Annotated in this window: 14 protein-coding genes and 6 pseudogenes; 7 read left to right on the top strand and 13 right to left on the bottom strand. The window is 57.8% G+C overall.

The genetic code is table 11. From position 1 onward, the window contains the following. Nucleotides 1–29: 29 nt before the first annotated feature. The 4 genes and pseudogenes from ACSQ3F_RS27670 to ACSQ3F_RS27655 form a co-directional block, all read right to left on the bottom strand. Nucleotides 30–1,493 (bottom strand): annotated as a pseudogene (locus ACSQ3F_RS27670) (Tn3 family transposase); the annotation flags it as partial. A gap of 272 nt (nucleotides 1,494–1,765) precedes the next feature. Further along, complete coding sequence (locus ACSQ3F_RS27665; protein ID WP_436103362.1) at nucleotides 1,766–2,656, bottom strand: SHOCT domain-containing protein; 891 nt, start codon at nucleotides 2,654–2,656, stop codon at nucleotides 1,766–1,768. A gap of 717 nt (nucleotides 2,657–3,373) precedes the next feature. Then, on the bottom strand, nucleotides 3,374–5,416 hold the full coding sequence (locus ACSQ3F_RS27660; protein ID WP_436103361.1) for an acyltransferase family protein: 2,043 nt from the start codon (nucleotides 5,414–5,416) through the stop codon (nucleotides 3,374–3,376). 312 nt (nucleotides 5,417–5,728) lie between these two features. Next, nucleotides 5,729–6,010: a cupin domain-containing protein gene (locus ACSQ3F_RS27655; RefSeq protein WP_436103360.1), complete on the bottom strand. Its 282-nt coding sequence runs from the start codon at nucleotides 6,008–6,010 to the stop codon at nucleotides 5,729–5,731. Nucleotides 6,011–6,079: 69 nt separating this feature from the next. On the opposite strand from ACSQ3F_RS27655, the gene ACSQ3F_RS27650 reads away from it, so the two are divergent. From ACSQ3F_RS27650 to ACSQ3F_RS27635, 4 genes are all read left to right on the top strand, one after another. Continuing rightward, on the top strand, nucleotides 6,080–6,421 hold the full coding sequence (locus ACSQ3F_RS27650) for a TRAP transporter large permease subunit (protein ID WP_436103359.1): 342 nt from the start codon (nucleotides 6,080–6,082) through the stop codon (nucleotides 6,419–6,421). Beyond that, nucleotides 6,418–6,699 (top strand): TRAP transporter large permease subunit, encoded by a 282-nt coding sequence (locus tag ACSQ3F_RS27645; RefSeq protein WP_436103358.1) that lies wholly within the window; start codon nucleotides 6,418–6,420, stop codon nucleotides 6,697–6,699. The genes ACSQ3F_RS27650 and ACSQ3F_RS27645 overlap by 4 nt, the downstream gene beginning before the upstream one ends. 18 nt (nucleotides 6,700–6,717) lie before the next feature. Beyond that, nucleotides 6,718–7,701 carry a TRAP transporter substrate-binding protein gene (locus tag ACSQ3F_RS27640; protein ID WP_436103357.1) on the top strand — a complete coding sequence of 328 codons (984 nt, stop codon included), beginning with the start codon at nucleotides 6,718–6,720 and terminating at the stop codon, nucleotides 7,699–7,701. Nucleotides 7,702–7,773: 72 nt separating this feature from the next. Beyond that, complete coding sequence (locus tag ACSQ3F_RS27635; protein ID WP_113005272.1) at nucleotides 7,774–8,295, top strand: winged helix DNA-binding protein; 522 nt, start codon at nucleotides 7,774–7,776, stop codon at nucleotides 8,293–8,295. A gap of 438 nt (nucleotides 8,296–8,733) precedes the next feature. Here the strand turns inward: ACSQ3F_RS27635 and ACSQ3F_RS27630 are convergent, their stop codons facing one another. Continuing rightward, nucleotides 8,734–9,039, bottom strand: coding sequence for a hypothetical protein (locus ACSQ3F_RS27630; RefSeq protein ID WP_436103371.1), 306 nt, complete (start codon nucleotides 9,037–9,039; stop codon nucleotides 8,734–8,736). A gap of 157 nt (nucleotides 9,040–9,196) precedes the next feature. Here ACSQ3F_RS27630 and ACSQ3F_RS27625 point away from each other — a divergent pair. Further along, nucleotides 9,197–9,448 (top strand): annotated as a pseudogene (locus tag ACSQ3F_RS27625) (DUF1612 domain-containing protein); the annotation flags it as partial. A 542-nt stretch (nucleotides 9,449–9,990) separates the two neighbouring features. On the opposite strand, the gene ACSQ3F_RS27620 reads toward ACSQ3F_RS27625, so the two are convergent. From ACSQ3F_RS27620 to ACSQ3F_RS27585, 8 genes and pseudogenes are all read right to left on the bottom strand, one after another. Then, nucleotides 9,991–10,587, bottom strand: a complete 597-nt coding sequence (locus ACSQ3F_RS27620) for a mobile mystery protein B (RefSeq protein ID WP_436103356.1) — start codon at nucleotides 10,585–10,587, stop codon at nucleotides 9,991–9,993. Then, nucleotides 10,584–11,045 (bottom strand): mobile mystery protein A, encoded by a 462-nt coding sequence (locus ACSQ3F_RS27615; RefSeq protein WP_436103355.1) that lies wholly within the window; start codon nucleotides 11,043–11,045, stop codon nucleotides 10,584–10,586. Before ACSQ3F_RS27615 ends, ACSQ3F_RS27620 begins: the two co-directional genes overlap by 4 nt. Before the next feature lie 319 nt (nucleotides 11,046–11,364). Further along, nucleotides 11,365–12,357 (bottom strand): annotated as a pseudogene (locus tag ACSQ3F_RS27610) (ABC transporter substrate-binding protein). A gap of 51 nt (nucleotides 12,358–12,408) precedes the next feature. Then, on the bottom strand, nucleotides 12,409–13,830 hold the full coding sequence (iaaH, locus tag ACSQ3F_RS27605; protein WP_436103354.1) for an indoleacetamide hydrolase: 1,422 nt from the start codon (nucleotides 13,828–13,830) through the stop codon (nucleotides 12,409–12,411). Between the two features lie 94 nt (nucleotides 13,831–13,924). Next, nucleotides 13,925–14,275: a response regulator transcription factor gene (locus ACSQ3F_RS27600; RefSeq protein WP_436103353.1), complete on the bottom strand. Its 351-nt coding sequence runs from the start codon at nucleotides 14,273–14,275 to the stop codon at nucleotides 13,925–13,927. Nucleotides 14,276–14,313: 38 nt separating this feature from the next. Then, complete coding sequence (locus ACSQ3F_RS27595; protein WP_436103352.1) at nucleotides 14,314–14,682, bottom strand: hypothetical protein; 369 nt, start codon at nucleotides 14,680–14,682, stop codon at nucleotides 14,314–14,316. Nucleotides 14,683–14,823: 141 nt separating this feature from the next. Continuing rightward, nucleotides 14,824–15,317: pseudogene (locus tag ACSQ3F_RS27590) on the bottom strand (transposase); the annotation flags it as partial. A gap of 331 nt (nucleotides 15,318–15,648) precedes the next feature. After that, nucleotides 15,649–15,843 (bottom strand): annotated as a pseudogene (locus tag ACSQ3F_RS27585) (hypothetical protein); the annotation flags it as partial. Between the two features lie 76 nt (nucleotides 15,844–15,919). Here ACSQ3F_RS27585 and ACSQ3F_RS27580 point away from each other — a divergent pair. Both ACSQ3F_RS27580 and ACSQ3F_RS27575 read left to right on the top strand, forming a co-directional pair. Further along, a pseudogene (locus ACSQ3F_RS27580) lies at nucleotides 15,920–16,102 on the top strand (transposase); the annotation flags it as partial. A 466-nt stretch (nucleotides 16,103–16,568) separates the two neighbouring features. Further along, a complete protein-coding gene (locus ACSQ3F_RS27575) occupies nucleotides 16,569–16,760 on the top strand; it encodes a DUF6494 family protein (RefSeq protein WP_436083233.1) in 192 nt (63 codons plus the stop codon). The last annotated feature ends 88 nt before the right edge of the window (nucleotides 16,761–16,848 follow it).

Raw genomic sequence — 16,848 nt, 5'->3', positions numbered from 1 at the left:
TTTTGCAACGAGCATTTTGTATCAGTAACTCATGCGGCTACGCTGCCGAAATCGATCCGGCTGTCCAGATCGAGATCGAACCGGCCGTAGGGGTTGACGTGGCTGTAGATGAGCGGCGTGAGACCTCGATAATCTTCCGGCGTCATCCGGCCAGCCCATTTCGGTTCCGCCAGCACGGTCTGAAGCATACGAGTGTTCACATAGACAAGCGACGCCTGCAGCAAATGCAGCGCGAGGGCGGAGACTTCTTGCTCGTCAATCCGGTTGGAGGCAATTTCGCCGCCCTTGCCGAAGAACACGAAACCGTTGGCGCTGTTCCAGTTTTCGACGACATTCAGCCCCTCGTGGATTTCCCGGCGGAATGCCTCCTGGCGAAGATAGCGGCACAGGAATATCGTCTTGACCGCACGGCCGAGCTCGCTCAGCGCCTTGTAGGTCGGGTGCCTCACTTCGGCACGGGCGAAACGGCGCAGAATGGCCTCCGGGTCCGCTGTTCTCGTCTGCGTGGCGGCAGTGTATTTGACCATTTCATCGTATTGCTGCTCGATCTCCTCCCAGTTGATTGCTCCGGAAAGGATCGGCAGGAGGTTCGGCAATCGCGCACGCATCGCAGCTTCCGGGATCGCCAGCTTCTGGCGGGCAATCGCCTTCAGGCGCGGCGCGAGTTCAAAGCCGAGAAGGCGGCAAAATGCGAAACCGACTGCGCTCTGACCATGACTGTCGACATACTGGCGCTGGATTTCCATATCTGTGCAATGACGCAGCACGCCCTCGATCATGGAGGCGACCTCCGAGGACGAGCACCGCTTGAGCTGCGAATAGACGCAGGTCGCGCGTCTCTCGACATGCCAGTAGATCATGACACCTCGACCGCCATAACGGGCATGCCATTCCGTCATGAGATTTCGGTCCCATGCTCCGAACTTTGTCGAATCGGACGCGCACGCCGTACCCGCGTCTCCCCAGACAGCCGCATTACGGGTCGCCAGCGTAGCGTTCGCCACCCGCGCGCACGCCTCCCTCAGCGCCGGCGCATGGATGAAGCGGCGGTGAACATGCAGCAGTTCGTCGTAGCTGACATCAGGTGTCGCGCCGGCGACCCGCTTGAGCCCAGCATTCGTGCCGAGACCATAGAGGCACAACAGAAGCCGTCGATCCAGCATCTCCTTCGACAGAGAAACCCTCGACGCCGATGTTTCGAAGGCGTCCAGCAGACCGGTGTCGAGTGCAGCCTCCTTCAGCACGTCGAGCAGCCCCGTTATCGGCCAGCGCCCGCCGATCTCGCCTTTGATCGCGTCGAGCCCCTTGGGCTCTGGCGAAGGCTTGAACGGTGTGATCGAGATACGGTTTTCGCCGCGCCACAGCAGACGGACCTTGTCGTTTTGCGGAATCGTTTCGTTCAGAAGCAGCAGCTCCCGCTCAAGCTCCGCACGAACGGTTGACGTAAATTCCCTCGCGTCCGGCGTTAGATTGAGGCCGGAATAATAGTCGTCGTTCCATGTCGAGTTCAGTCCGCTTGTCGCTGAGCCTCAAATTAGCATGTTCCGGCCGCCACGCCACAAAATTTGAAACCGCGGTGGTCGTATACCGCTGGGTTAGTTTAGGGCGCATGGTCAAGGCCGCCGCCCGCATTTGGCGAGACGTCGGATTTCTCGATTCCTTAATGTCTGAATTGGGTCGGGACTTGCCGTACTACTTCTCCGAATGAAGGGCAGAGAAAAAGCCTTCCATTGACCTCCGTGTGGCAAGCCCCGTTCATCGGATGCTATAGTCGGCTGAGCAACTCCGACTTCTTGGCCTCGAATTCCTGATCCGTGAGAATGCCTTTCGCATGGAATGCCGCGAGGCGTTCGATCTTGTCGAAGATGTCCTCATCCGACCGAAGCGCCTCCGGTGCTGGACGTGCCGCTTGTTGCGGCTCAGCGGATGCCGGCGCGGACGAGGCGAATATCGGCGGCGCAGCCTTGGCGGCGGATGTTCCGGTAGCCGGCGTGTGCGCCGGTCCCTTGTCGCCCTGCCGTACCACATCCAGTTCCGAAATTTTCACCAGCCCATGCTGAGAGGTAAAGCTCAGCGACTGGTCGCCGCTTTGCTGTTGCGAGAACCCGCCAATGCGATGGTCCTTCGTGTCATAGACCGTAACCAGGCCGCCGATATCGATCGCCAGCCGTCGGGTTGTCGGGAAAAAGGCATAGCGCAGGTCATTCTGCGCCCCGGTCGAGGCAGGATGCCCGAGCTCCTCGGGCCACCAGTTCGCCGCCGACAGCGCGCCAGGCACGAACAGGCTGACGCCGCCGCCCTGACCTTGATATTGGGACTGGTGCGACGTCTGCGGGCCTAGCAAATCCATGCCGCGCACCAAGGCCGCAAGCTCCGAACAAATCCCGGCCACGTTCGCCTTCAGCGCATTATTGAACATGTCGCCGACCATGATCATGCCGCCCTGCGACCATTGCCCCATCCCACCCAGATCGGGATGGTTGAACTGGGCCTGTGTCGCCTGCCCGGCGATAATCGCCATCAGAAGGTGCTCTACCGCGCCGAGGCTGATCCCGTACCGCTCTGCAATCCCTCCCAGGGTCCGTCGGCCCTCTTCACTGAGTTGTCGCATCGTGATCGCCCTTGCCTGATGAAGATTGCGGGCACGCCGCACCACGCCGGCGCATCCATTGCAAGTGATCTAGCACACGCCGCTCCGGGTTGACAGGGGCCAGCAGGATCAGTGTCTCGATGCGGCCTGCCGGATTGGCACAAGGCCTCTTCTCCAATCCCTCATGACGTTTTAATTTCTACATCGTGAATTTAAGTTACGACGATAAAATGCTGATATATGTAATATTTATACGATTTTCATAAGGTCAGATGGTGCACCGGGAAATGAACCCCTTTTCAAATTCGCCGATGCATTTATCCCGTCGCCGGAGAACGCCGAGCAGTCGCAAACCGGGACGGCGGACGGATTTCATCAACCATCCCGACGTCATTGCCCGGCGGCAGAGAGCGGTTTTTCGCATCGAGGCGGCCGAATGAACGCTCAAAGCGAAAGCCGACAGCAAGTCACCCGCCCCGATCTGCCCTTGCAACCCGGTCCAGCCGGTCAGATCGGGGCTGGTCAGGACCGCCGCAGCCCGAAATTTCAACGCCCTCTCAGACGCCCTCGGATCCATCTGTAATCTTTTCAACACCGCCGAATGTCGAAACTATTTCAAAGCTGCAGGATATGGGTTCGATTAATCGTACGATGCTCTAGTCAATGAGGGTTGGTATAAGGTGGTTCCGTGAACCAAGCCTTTTCGTCATTTCCAAATGATCAGTTGCTGCTGCCGGGCGGTATTGTAACAGCGTTGTTTTGCTTGGCCCAGACTACTGGAGCTTACTGCAGCCGGGTAGCTATGCCGCCTTCAGGTCTCTTCTCGGTGATGGCGTGAGCTTTCATAGTATGGGCAGTCGTCTGTTTGAAGATCGCGCGTTCAAGTGGTGCAGCCAGAGATTCGGCATAAGGAGTCGCGATGTGATGACGATCACGGAAGGTCAACTTGCCGTTGATTACGGCATGACAAAGCGTCTGGCTGCAGAAAAGATCAGTCAAATCGACATATCTTGCATTCTTGATGTTCGAGATGATCCCCTTTTCTATTTGGGCACCACCGTCATCGGCAGCTGCAGCCCGGGGTGTATCGCAAATCGACGGATCTCTTCCCTGCCAGAGCGCGCGCGCCACGCATTTGTCGACATAGGACATGTGGGTGGGAACATCGCGAAGGAAGACGACGTTGATGCCGGCATTGCTGAGCGCCTCGATTGTTGATCTTATGCCTTGCGCCCACTCCTTCTTGCGCGCCGGATACTCGGATGGATCGCCAATTTGGTCTGCCAGATGGATCATTGAAAGCTGTGAGATGATTACCATCCGTGGTTTCATTGCAATAATTTCTTTGATCGCAAGCTCTCTCCAGTCATCGCACTCCGTGTAATCCCTTCTCAGCCTCGAATCCCGAGTTGTTATTCGCGTCGCCCGGCATGATGTTTTCATGTATGTCACGAGGCGGATACTATCCTTCTTCGCTATGTCGACGAGCGGTGTCGACCAATGATCGGCATGCGAATCGCCGAAAAGAACGACAGTCTCGTTTGACGATGGCGTGCCGAATACGCAGGGTTTTGGCTTGACCGTTTCAAGATCCAGCACGCAGCTGCCATCCGTTTCGCGCACCACGGAGGGGCGTTCGGCAGTCTCAACGATCATTTGCTGTTGCGGACTGATATTGTGTTTTGCGAGTGTGGCGCTCGCATATGCGGCTGTGATACCCGTCATTGTAAGCAGCGCCGCGAAGCCGAGAGAACGGCGCGTGCCTGCCATAAGCCAGGCATTCCTGCGTATCGGGTTTTCAACGAAGTGATAACTGAAAATAGACAATGCAAGGGTCAGCACCAGGAGCAGGATGCGCTGAACACTTGTCAATTCAGGCATCACCATCGTTGCGTAGACGATGACTGGCCAGTGCCACAGGTAGAGTGAATAGGACAGTTTCCCCACCCACTGAAGGGGTTTGACAGCGAGAATGGCCTTGGGCCCGCTGAGACCTTGGTGCACACCGCTGAGAAGCACCATGACCGTTCCCATCGCAGGCACCAATGCAATAAAGCCGGGAAAGGCAGACTGCTCGGATACTCTCAAATAGGTTACGGCGATCAATGCCAGGCCGAGCCAGCCCATGGCGGGCGAATACGGGAAGCGCTTGGCCCAGTTGTCCAACAGCGCCATCGAGGCAAGGCCTCCAAGGGCAAATTCCCAGGCCCGGAACGGTGAAAAATAAAATGCCCAAGGTTGTGAAACGGTCGTCAACCACGCGCAAAGCGCAAACGAAATAGCGGCTACCGCGACCATCAGCAATAAAACACCATGCTTGCCGGGGCGTATCCGTGTAAACAACAGGAGAAGTACGGGCCAAGCGAGGTAGAACTGTTCCTCGACTGACAGTGACCAGAAATGAATGAACGGGTTATTCGTGGCGTCGACAGCGAAATAATCAAGAGACCAACGGATGAGCCACAAGTTGATTAAATAGGTCGAGGCGAACAACGCTCCCTTGGAGTAAAGTTGCTGTTCGGATGGCGCGAGAATAAAATAGCCTACCAAAAGTGTCGTCAGAATTACAAAAAGGGAGGCGGGAAGCAGACGGCGTGCGCGCCGCGCATAGAAAGTCCAGAGGTTGACTGTGCCGTGTTTCGTTATTTCCTGCTGAAGATGCCTCGTAATAAGGTATCCTGATATCACGAAAAAGATATCGACGCCGACGAAGCCGCCGGGCAAGCTAGTGAGACCGAAATGGTAGGCAATTACCCCGGAAACTGCCAGGGCACGCAGCCCTTCGATATCAGGGCGGAACGATTTTGATGCGGCGACGGCACTCATATATTTGCCTAGCTCCGTATCTAAGGGACGACCTATTGAAAGACCAGCATAGGTAAATTTTGATGCAGGGCAACATCTTTGATGCGACGCAACATCAGCTGAATTGTCGAAAACTGACCGGAAAGCGTTCTCAAGCTAGGCGGGTTTGCTCGCGACGACCCCGTGCGGGTCGCTGATAGATAACAGAGCGGCCGCGCCGCCCTTCCTTTGCGAAGGGGAGGGGAGACAACGGCCGCCGCTTTTCAAGGCCACGCGGTGGTGGATGTCAAAAATTCAGGAGTGTTGCGACTATGGATGAATTGTATAGGTAGATTATTCGGCATCCACCAAGAAGAGAGTTCTATGACTTCCCTGTAGAACCCTGTGCTCTTTTCCAGCAGGAATGATATAGAAGTCGCCAGAGCGCATACTGATGAGCTGCCCTTCGATCTCAAGCCGCATTTCTCCTTCAATAACAAGGACCGCTTCGTCAAAATCAGCATGGCTTTCAAATGGAATTCCAGCTTCATTCATGCGAATGATCTTGAAGTTTGCCCCTGCTGTATTCCCAAGAATACGAGAGCGCCATGCCTCCGGAAGACTGTAAACGCTCATTTCCCTGCACGTTGACGCCCGCGATTTCGACGGATCGCTTTCGTATACGGCATCTGGCCTGATCAGGCAGTGGCGGTTTTGCTGGTCTTCGCCACGCTTCTTCTCGGCTGGGCGACGGCGACGGAATGTGCCGCCTGGGGCGTGCTCGGTTCGCTCGGCATCGCCGCTTGGTCCGGCACGCTAACGCGCAAGGCCTTCTGGGAAAGCGTGATGGGCGCGACACGGCTCACCTGCATGATCATGCTGATCCTCACCGGAGCTGGTTTCATGTCGATCGCCATGGGCTATACCGGCATACCCAATGCGCTGGCCGCCTGGGTCGACAGCTTCAACCTCAGCCCTTATGCGCTAATTGCCGTGCTGACCATCATGTATATCCTGCTCGCGCAGCACTCGACGGCCTTTCGATGATCGTCCTGACCACTGTCGTGGTCCTGCCGATGATCCAGCAGGCTGGCTTCGACCTCGTCTGGTTTGGGATCTTCCTGGTGCTGATCGTCGAAATGGCGGAGGTTTCGCCACCGGTTGGCTTCAATCTTTTCGTCCTGCAAACCATGAGCGGACGAGACAGCCTGACGGTGGCGCGCGCCGCGCTGCCTTTCTTCTTCCTGCTTGTGGCGACAGTCGCCATCATCACGGTCTTCCCGGACATCGTGATGGTTCTGCCGCGAATGGCATTCCCGGGCTAATCATAGGAGATAATAAGAATGGGAACTTCCAACCTAGCCCGCCTTGGCCTTGCCGCCGTGGCCTTCCTCGCAGGGACAACAGCATCCCTCGCGGACACCCAATGGGTCTTGCCGTCCGCCTATCCGCCGGCCAACTACCACGTCCAGAACCTCACCCAGTTCGCCGCCGATGTGGAGGCGGCCAGCAAGGGTGAGCTGAAGATTACCGTTCACCCCAGCGCCGCCCTGTTCAAGGCGCCGGATATCAAACGGGCGGTTCAGACAGGTCAGGCGCAGGCCGGCGAAGTCCTGATGTCGTTGCATGAAAACGAAAATCCGATCTTCGGTATCGATGTCGTTCCGTTCCTCGCAACGAGTTTCGATCAGTCGAAGAAGCTCTGGGCAGCGTCAAAGGAAACGGTTGCCGCCGCGCTTGATGCCCAGGGGCTGAAGCTGCTCTACGCGACGCCGTGGCCGCCACAGGGCATTTTCACCAAGAAGGAACTGGCAAGCGTCGCCGACATGAACGGCCTCAAGTGGCGCGCCTATAATGTCGGTACCTCGCGCATCGCCGAGCTCGTCGGCGCCCAACCCGTCACCATCCAGGCGGCAGAACTGCCGCAGGCGCTCGCGACCGGCGTGGTCGACGGCCTTATGACCTCGAGCGCCACCGGAGTCGACAGCAAGATCTGGGAGTCACTGACCCATTATTATGATACGCAGGCCTGGATTCCGAAGAACGTGATCTTTGTCAACAAGGCGAGCTTCGAAGCCCTCGATCCCACGGTTCAGACAGCGGTGCTGGATGCGGCGGCGGCAGCCGAGACGCGCGGCTGGGAGCTCGCGGCCGAAAAGACTGCGGGCTATATGGGTCAACTGAAATCCAATCGCATGACGGTCGGTGCACCGGGTGACGCCTTGAAAAGCGGCCTTACGGAAATCGGCGCGAAGCTTACCGAAGACTGGCTTGCCAAGGCAGGTAGCGAAGGCGCCGCAGTTCTGGATGCCTATAAAAAAATGTAATAGAAGCCAAGGCCGCCGGCCGGTTCCGGCGGCGTTTGGACCCAATGAATTTCGATATGGAGAGCCTGGACTGTGACAAGTGACGCAGAAACCCTCGGACCCATCGTCTCGTCAGGACATCTCGCGACGGGCGCCCTACCTGCGCTGTCGGAGATCGAATTCGGCATGATCATGCTCAATCATGCCTTCAGTCGCTGGATGGTGCGCTGCATGGCCGCGGCCGGCATTCCCGATTTGTCGCCGATGGACGTTCTGGTTCTTCACAACATCAACAGCCGCGGCAAGCCGAAAACGCTCGCCGACATCTGCCTTGTTCTCAACATCGAAGACACCCATGTGGTCAACTACGCGCTGAAGAAACTGGAGCGGCTGAAACTGATCAAGGTCGGCAAGCGCGGCAAGGAAAAATTGGTGATGGTGACCCCAGCCGGCGAAGCCGCCTGCACGCGTTACGCCGCGGTTCGTGAAACGCTCCTTGTCAAATCCGTGCTTGCCACAGAAGTCTCGGGCGAAACCCTGTCGGCGATCGCCGCGCGCATTCGCGCCCTTTCCGGTCACTATGACCAGGCCTGCCGGGCCGCGGCATCGCTTTAACGTCCGTGATCTGGCACAAAATCTTATTTTGGGGAGCATAACGTTTTGTGGGGTAATGGTGAGGAATAGCCATAAAATCGGTCGTAACGGCTTGTCGAATTGACACTTTGATATGCCTTAAGGGAGGGGTGCCCCACAAAACCTTATGCTCTCCTGGTCATGGGACAGAGGACGCCGCATGATCAGGTTGTCATTTAGCCCCCTACCGGAACCGACCCCACCTGGCCGCTGATCCCGAGCCGATCGCCGAGATAGTGGTAAGAGGACAGTCCGAGCTTTTTGCAGGTCTTCATCAGGCCAAGCATGGTGTCACGCGCAACACCGCCGTAGCGGCTCAAGGTGCGCTTGTATTTCCTTCGCGAAGAAAGTTGCCGATAACTAAACTGGATTTTGCCACCCGCCGCGTATCGAATCCTCGCAACATGGCGGCGCGAGTTCTTAAATCCCTGACCCGTCGAGCTGCTGGACGTCGTCGCCTTCCCAAGGTGAGGGCATGGAGGTGCTATTGAGATTGGCCGAGGGCATCGGCATCCAGCACTTCAATTCCGGCTCAGCATATTCGACGAGACGGCCGGGCGAGGAATCGGAAGCACGCCAGCCTTCTGCACCGAACTGATCGCCATTCGACCAATACGCGAGGTCAACTTCTGCCGGCCCCTGTTCGGACGGGCGGATCGTGACGAGGATCCGACTGCCGTCTTTCGGCGCGGTTGTCATGTGGCGCCAGCGGTCTGGCTCATTCATCGTTTTTCCTCCTGCCTTGCTGCAGGCTGCAAGTGTCGCCTCGCCATCGAAAACGGTCAACTCACAGTTTTGCACAATCCATCCCGTGTATTCCGCTGGAAACTGCCGCTCGACAACGAATGCCTCCTGGTCGCTCGATGAATAGCGTGCCAGGCGGCGGCAGGCGGAAAATCTGCCGCCGGTGCTGCAGGCTATCGTCACTCTCGATGCCTGGAATGTTTTGAGCGTGCTGCAGCACGCGCCCTGGCTCGGTCGGCTGCTGGCAGCGTCCATCCTCCGCCAGACCGGCGTAACCACCGCGACGCATCTCGCCGCCTTCAATCTCGGCCTGAAATCCTTCCCCGTCGATCGTCGCCGGCATCGCGATCGCGAGGCTCAGCTGCTCGCCATCGCACACGGCCTGAATGCGACGAAGTTCATCAGTGGGTGGGGCGATGTGCACCCTATACCCCTGTTTGTCCAGCGCGAGGTAAAGATCGTCGGCGATCGAGAGTGCACGAAACAGGGCAGCTTCTGATGAAATCAAATCCGGCTGGATTCTCTTGTAGGGCCGGAGGAACTCCCCATCTTTTACATCCCGTGTCTTCCGTAAATGCTCTTCGACGCCAAAAAGCAGCGGATGATGTTCCAGGCGGCGAGCCTTTGCGTCGGCCTTGGTCTTTCGGGTAGGGCTATCTTCAAGCGCCTTCTTTTGCCGTGGCTTTGGGATCGACGGCGTTATTTCAATGGTTTCATCGGATCCCTCTGGCAGCACTGGTAACGTCTCATATGGAACCTGCGAAAATGACTCGGGACGAACTACTGGTCGCAGGTTCGATTCCTTTCAAGAGCTTTGACTTTGACTGCTCGGAATCTACCTATGTCCACCGCGTGTTGGTAGTTCGACCAGCGATCGGTTCGGGTGTAAGCCGCGCCGACGGATGAATTGGACTGCGCCGAAGATTTAAGCGTTCAGCTGCGAGCGAATTCCAGAAGCGGCCCGATATTGTGATTGTCCGCTGCGCGTAGTGCGGCGACGTAACGTGCGCGCAGCTCCCCAACATCGGCCAGACTACCACCGCCCCAACTGAAACGCTTGCCGCCGAGCCGCTCGATCAGAAGATCAGCCGCCAGGCGCGCATGACGACCATTCCCGTTCGGAAATGGGTGAATCGCTACCAGGCGATGATGAAACCTGATCGCGATCTCATCCGACGGAAAGGTCTTGTGCTCGATCCAATAGCGGATGTCGTTCAATAGGCTCGTGAGCTCCATTCCGATGCGATAAGCGTGAATGCCGATGTTGCGCTCCGTTATCCGGAACGTACCGGCCCATTGCCAGACTTCCCCAAACATCCGCTTGTGCAATATCCGCATGAAGTCTTCGCTGAGCATCCGTTCAAGCGCCAGACGCCGCCGGCCCCGCGCCCAGGCAGCACCATCAACAATGTTTTCCTGCTCTGCCTCGTTGAGGTCTTTGCGGTGTGTGATCCAGGTCTGGAGCAAGCCCTCTCGCTCCTGAGGCTCAAGCGGTGTTGCGTCGTCTGGCTCTTGGAAAAGATCCGTCATGTGTCGTTCCAGAGATCACGCTCAGAAAGCTTGTCGCGGATGTATGCCTCGACGCGAGCTTCGAAAGCTGCATTGTCCGTGCCTTGAGCTTCCAACCGCATCGTGTGTGCAACACGCTGGAGCTCGCGTATTGCGATCCTGCGTGCCCGAGCTTCTATGACTGCTTCAAGTGAACTGTTTGGAACGAGGGCGTAGACGAGCGTGCAATCCAGAGCCTCGGCCGCCCGGCGCAACGTGTTGAGCTGGATCGTTCCTGCCGCTTCCGACTTCTCGATCGTCTCGACGGTTTGAGGCCTGATGCCAATGCGTGCGCCGAGTTGCGTTCCTGTCATGCCGAGGGCGTCGCGCAAAGCGCGTATCCATCCCTTGGGCGGCGCCTTGAAGCGGTCAATCGGCTGGAGCGCCCGAAGTCTTTCGTCGAGCCGCAATCTTGCTCTTTTACGGGCATCGCCCTTCATTGTTCAGTCCATAAGCTGATTCAATGCCTTGTTCTATCAGCTTATAGTATGGCCTTCAATCCAAAGATCAGTCTGCCGCCTGAGAATTTCTATAGTTTCATCAGCTTGTAGTCTGAACCTCCGCTATAAAAATCAGCCTATAGTTTGATGGGGTTAGGTTGGGTCGCTCACCCAGGAAGGCGACAGCAGAGAATTTCAGGCGAAACAATGACGTGGTCGGCAGTTCGAATCCGTTCACATCAGGATTTTTGTCAATGGTTCATTCAGGTGGCATCGAGTTCTCCTTCGTAGTCGGATCCACGGTCTGAGCCCATAGCAATTACCGGCCCGTCCTCGGGCCTAGCCAAGCGAGCTCGACCATCGTCGCTCGCAAACGCGGATTTCCCGCCTTCGAGACACCCTGCTCACGATTGACGTTGCCGCTTTGCCAGGGCGAAGGAGCAAGTCCTGCGTAAGCCTCTGCAAAAGCCTTCGCCGCGGGGGTGGCCACCGACGCGAAATAGCCGGCGGAGGCGAAGAGGTTCTTGGAGCCATCAGCGCCGATGCCAGCCAGGGTGTTCTCTTCGATCAGCGTGCCCAGGCGGATCACATGATCGGAGAGGCCGAAGCTGCCGAAAGCGCGATTGAAGCCGACGGACGCCCCGCCGACCAGCGTGATCAGCACGGCGTTGGCGCCGCTTTCTTTGATCTTGGCGAGGTTGGAGTCGAAGTTGTCGGACGTGAAGGGGAGATTCCTCCCCGACCACTTCGCCGCCGCTGGCCGCGATATAGGTCTTGGCGGCGGCATTGGTGTCGCGCGGCCAGTTGTAGTCATTGCCGATCAGATACCATTTTTTCGCATCCCTGTTGGCGGCTAGCCACGGAATGACCGGCTGCAACTGCTGGGAGGGCGTCTCGCCGATTACGAAAAGACCGGGAGCACAGGCGCCACCCTCATAGACCGGCGTGTAGATATAGGGCACTTGCCCCTTGAAGAGATTGACGAGTGCCCCGCGAACGGCGCTGTCGTTCATGCGACAAAGGCTTCGGCCCCCTGTCGTTTCCAGACCTTGAGCACGGCCTGCGCTGCTTCGGCGGGCGGCACGCCGACATCGGTATAGATCGGCTCGATAATGCGGCCAAAAATGCCGCCTTCGGCATTGATCTTGTCCACCGCCATCTGCGCGCAGTTTTTGGACGATGGCCCGAAGAGGCCGGCCGGTCCGGACATAGGGACGAGAACACCCACTTTCAGCGGCCCTTCGGCGTGGGCCTGGTCCACAAAGTCCACCCGGGTTAGGATCCCGGCCGCAACCAGAGTGGCGGAAGTCATCAGAAAATTACGCCTTTTCATTGGTTCACCCTCGTTTGGTTTATCGAATGCTTACAGGCCTGATGCGAGCGTCGGCCTATGCCTGAATGAGAAGACCGGCTCGATCGTGGCCGCAATCGCCAGCAGCCGATCGTCGGATCCCCGGGGTCCATCGAGTTCCATGCCGATCGGCAGGTCCTCCGGACTCAAGCTAACCGGCAGGCTGATGCCGGGAAGCGCGGCATTGCTGCCAGGCCCCACATTGCGGACATAGGTACCGAAGGTCGGCACCTGTTCTCCGTTGAGCTCCACCGAGGCGTCCTGTCCGATCGGCCGTGCCGTCATTGGCGATGTCGGGAAAATGATCGCCTCGACATTGTGTCTGGCGAAGTAGTCACGATAGACTGCCTGAAGCTTCGGCCGGAAGCTGCCGATGACCTCCCTGTATACCGCTTCTGGTACGGCGCCGCCGTCAAGCAGGGACTCGAACAGTGCGCGGACATCCGGGCTGCCGACGCCATCGCAGACTTCGCGAAGCGTGAGCCCGATGTCATTGCCGTCGAGATATTTTTGAAGGTCAACAAGGAATTCATAAAGCGCGACTGGAAAGCTGACGGCCTCGTCCAGCGCGCCAATCCCGGCAATGTCGGCCTCGATGACCTCGACACCGGCAAGGCGCAGGGCGCCAAGCGCCGCCTCGGCGGCTCCCGCAACGGCAGGTTCCAGCATCTCGTAGAAATGCTCTCTCGGGACGCCGATCCGCAGTCCCTTTAGAGCAACGGTTTCCTGGGGCGCGGCTCGCCCTGTGATCACCGCGTCGAGCAAGATCGTATCCTCGACATCGACAGTGATAGGTCCGGCCGTATCGCGTGTGTGACTGATCGGCACGATGCCAGCGCCGGAATAACGGCCCACGGTCGGCCGGAAGCCAACCAGTCCGCAGAGCGACGCCGGCAAGCGGACCGAGGCACCGGTATCGGTGCCGATGCCGCCCGGCATCATGCGCGCCGCGACGGCGATGGCAACGCCGCCGCTGGAACCGCCGGGAATCATGTTGACATTCCACGGATTGCGCGCGGCACCGGTCACGCTGTTGTTGGATGTGATGCCGAACGCGAGTTCATTCATGTTGCCGGTGCCGCCGAGCAGCGCACCTGCGTCGAACAACGCCTTTGCTATAGGTGCGGGCGCTGCCGCGATGTGACCGGCGAGAGCAGCCGTGGCGGCGCCTGCTGGAAGAATGCCGGTGCTGATATTGTCCTTGAGGCAGAGCGGCACACCGCCAAGACCTTGCCCGGCGCGCCCGCTGTCATCGATGTCATCCGCGGCTTTCCGCAAACCGTCCCAGTCCGTGGACACAAAGGCGTTGAGCGCCGCGCCTGCCTCGCACCGCGCGATGAGCGCTTCGGCGAGATCACGTGATTTGAACTTACCGCCCGCCATCCCGGCGATGGCTTGCCTGATTGTCAGTTCGTGGAGATTGGATGCCGTCATGAATAACCCCTTGTCCATGCAAGAAAGAGGCTATTCGCAAGGTCGGGCGAGGGTACATCCTCAGAAATGAGGATTTTGCACGGCAGGTCCCGAATTACTGGAGAAGTTTTGCCAGGATCTGTGTCCGGTTAGAGGTTTCGGTCTTCTCATATATGTGCTTCAGGTGCGTTCTGACCGTTGTGAAGGATATGCCGCAAAGGTCGGCGATCTCCTTGTCCGACGAACCGTTGAGCACAGCCGAATAGATGGCCTGTTCGCGCGGCGTGAGGCCGTGCCTCTCCGCAAGCCGCACAAGCGCGGCGGACATGCGAAGTTCGGGGCTTCGCGCGCCTTCCTGCTGCAATGCCCTGCTCAGCGCATTAGCATAAGCCGGGCCTATCATGTTCAGGATCTCCATGTCGCGGTTGGAGAAATCCTCGCTTTGACGATCACGCCAGATCCTCATATCCCCGACGTTCCGGTTGCCGGTATAGGCGAAGTAATTCACCCGTACCACAAGCCATCGCGCGCAAGGAAATCGTTGAAGAATTCGGTCCGCAGGAAGCGTTCGCGGGATATGATGTCACTGACACGGGTCGCTCGTCGCCTCTTCTGCAAAACTGGGGTGATGGGGTCGCAGAACTGGAAATGATCCTCATAACTCGAAAGATTGACATCGCTCATGTTGATCGCGATTCGATGATCGAAGCGCTTGGCGTCAGTGCACCAGATGTAGGAAGCGAAGAATTGCGCGTGCAGCAGTTCCATGATCTTGGCGCCGATGGTCTCGCGGATTTCTCCGGTGGAGTAATCCGCGGACAGATCCTTCATCAGATTGGTCAGCAACCTTGTTTCGCGTGAGCTCAAATTCATGGCCCGGCCTTCCAAATGTAAGAACAGATTGCCTACAGTGAAAGGAGCGAGCGGCCGTATGTCAAGCAGCGGCCGCTACGCCTTTGCTCCGAGACCAAATCTTGGGCTGCCGGGGGTTGAGTTTTCAGGCAATGACCACGATGGCAGGCTTGTCGCGCCGCCGGGGTTGTATAGGGTGATCGGCACCTTGTTGCTGATCGCACCATGTGGCCGCTTTTCGTTGTAAATGGTCAAAGAGCGGCCGATGCCAGCTCGGGCCTCGGACACGGTTTTGTAGGCGTGGAGATAGACCTCCTCATATTTGATCGAGCGCCAGAGCCGCTCGACGAAGACATTGTCCCGCCACGCGCCCCTGCCGTTTATGGAATTGTCGATCTCCGCCTTCTCCGGCACGGCGGTGAAGTCGATGGAGGTAAACTGCGACTATCCGTATTGAAGGTGTCCGGCTTTCCATACAGAGCAAGCGCTTCCTTTACCGCTTCGATACAGAAGGCTGTCTCCATCGTGATCGACAGCCGCCACGACAGAACCCGGCGAGTGAACCAATCGACGACAGCGCAGAGATAGACAAAGCCGCGCGCTACAGGGATGTAGGTCAGAGGTCCATGGCCCAACACCTGGTTTGGTCTGGTGACCTCGGTTAGCGGGGGATAATTGTGCCGCCTATCTTGGACGTCTCCTTGATCTTGCTCATGACGACCGTCGAGTCCGTCTTGCCGATGCAGCCCAGCTTCATCAGGCCCTGTTCAGTTGAAAGCGTTTGCCTGGAGGGCCTTGTGATCCGGCCAAGGGTTGGAACGCACTCCCCCGGCGCTACAGTTCCTGGGGCTAATATCGCGTTTTAGCAATCTCACGATTCTTTTGCGCCCAGGAATCGTATCTGCGCCACGTGGCTTACAAAGGGAGGGAATTCAGTGAGCTTGCCGTCTAGACTAAATGTTCGCCTGGGGCTGGGTGACCCGTCTAAGGTCCTGCTTCGTAGCAAAACTTGAGGGTCCGGCCCGACTGCGAAAGCTTGGCTAGCATGCGGGCCAAGGCCGTTGGTGTGTTGACGATCTGGCCAAACGCGCGCACGTCACCGCGCTTACCGCCATCGGCAAACGCCACCGAAATCGTTTCTTTGTGAACATCCAATCCGACGTATGTGATAGTCTCGTCCATGGCCCGTCTCCTCCTATGCATGAGGCTCTACGAGAGGATCGCTCTCGCAACCCTCGATACCTGCATATTGTGAACCGCCGCAACGATGATTGCCGAATTGGGCGATCTCAGTCGCTTTACAAACCCGCGTCAACTGATGGCCTATCTGGGGCTGGTACCATCGGAGCATTCGAGCGGCGGAACCCGACGCCAGGGCGGCATTACCAAAGCGGGGAACACAACAGCACGCCGCATGTTGATCGAGGCGGCCTGGAGCTATTGAACCGCCCCGGCTTTGCCGGAGACCGTTTGGTCTTCCGTACGGAAGTCCACCAAGATGGTGCATGAGAGAACCCTTGCGGGCGCGGTGTGGCGATGTTTTGGGCGGCTGAAGAGCTGAGACAGCGGAGCTGTACATGGCACATTTTAACAATGCCAAACCGGTCTCTTGCCACCACCCGATGAACATGATCATACGCCGACAGCGTGTTGCTATCCGGCAGTACGGGTGAAACTGGATTGAGACCGGTATTTACTTAGGCAAAGTCTACCTCGATGCGCCAATGCTCTTCAACCGAAGCGATAACAAATGATCCGCTCGAAATGGAGTCCCTTGACGCATCCAGAAGCTGAAACCTGTGGCGTTGCGGCTTTTATGCAACTTTGCAATGAAAGCAGGCACCGGCCTGCTTCCTTGATCACTTACGTTCCCTTACAATCCCTTTCGGATGCAGAGGAGTTCCGCCATGAGCGAAGACGCCTTCAACATGTCGATCCGCAAGTTCTTGAAGGAAGTTGGCGTCACTTCGCAGCGCAAGATCGAAGAGACGGTGCGCGAAGGCCAAACCGACGGCAAGAAGCTGAAGGTCCGAATGACGCTGACGGCGGAAGGCACCGGCCTCAACCACGTAGTGGACGGCGAGATCGAACTTCCATAAGTCCGGCGAAGCGATCGCTGATGACGCGCAGCCCGCCTATGCCGGGCAGAAATGTTCTTGTTCTGTGCTTCGAAGATCGCATAATATC

Source organism: Pararhizobium sp. LjRoot238 (assembly GCF_964252955.1).
In the GTDB taxonomy this organism is placed as follows: Bacteria; Pseudomonadota; Alphaproteobacteria; order Rhizobiales; family Rhizobiaceae; genus Pararhizobium.
This window is presented reverse-complemented; position numbering and strand designations above follow the sequence as displayed.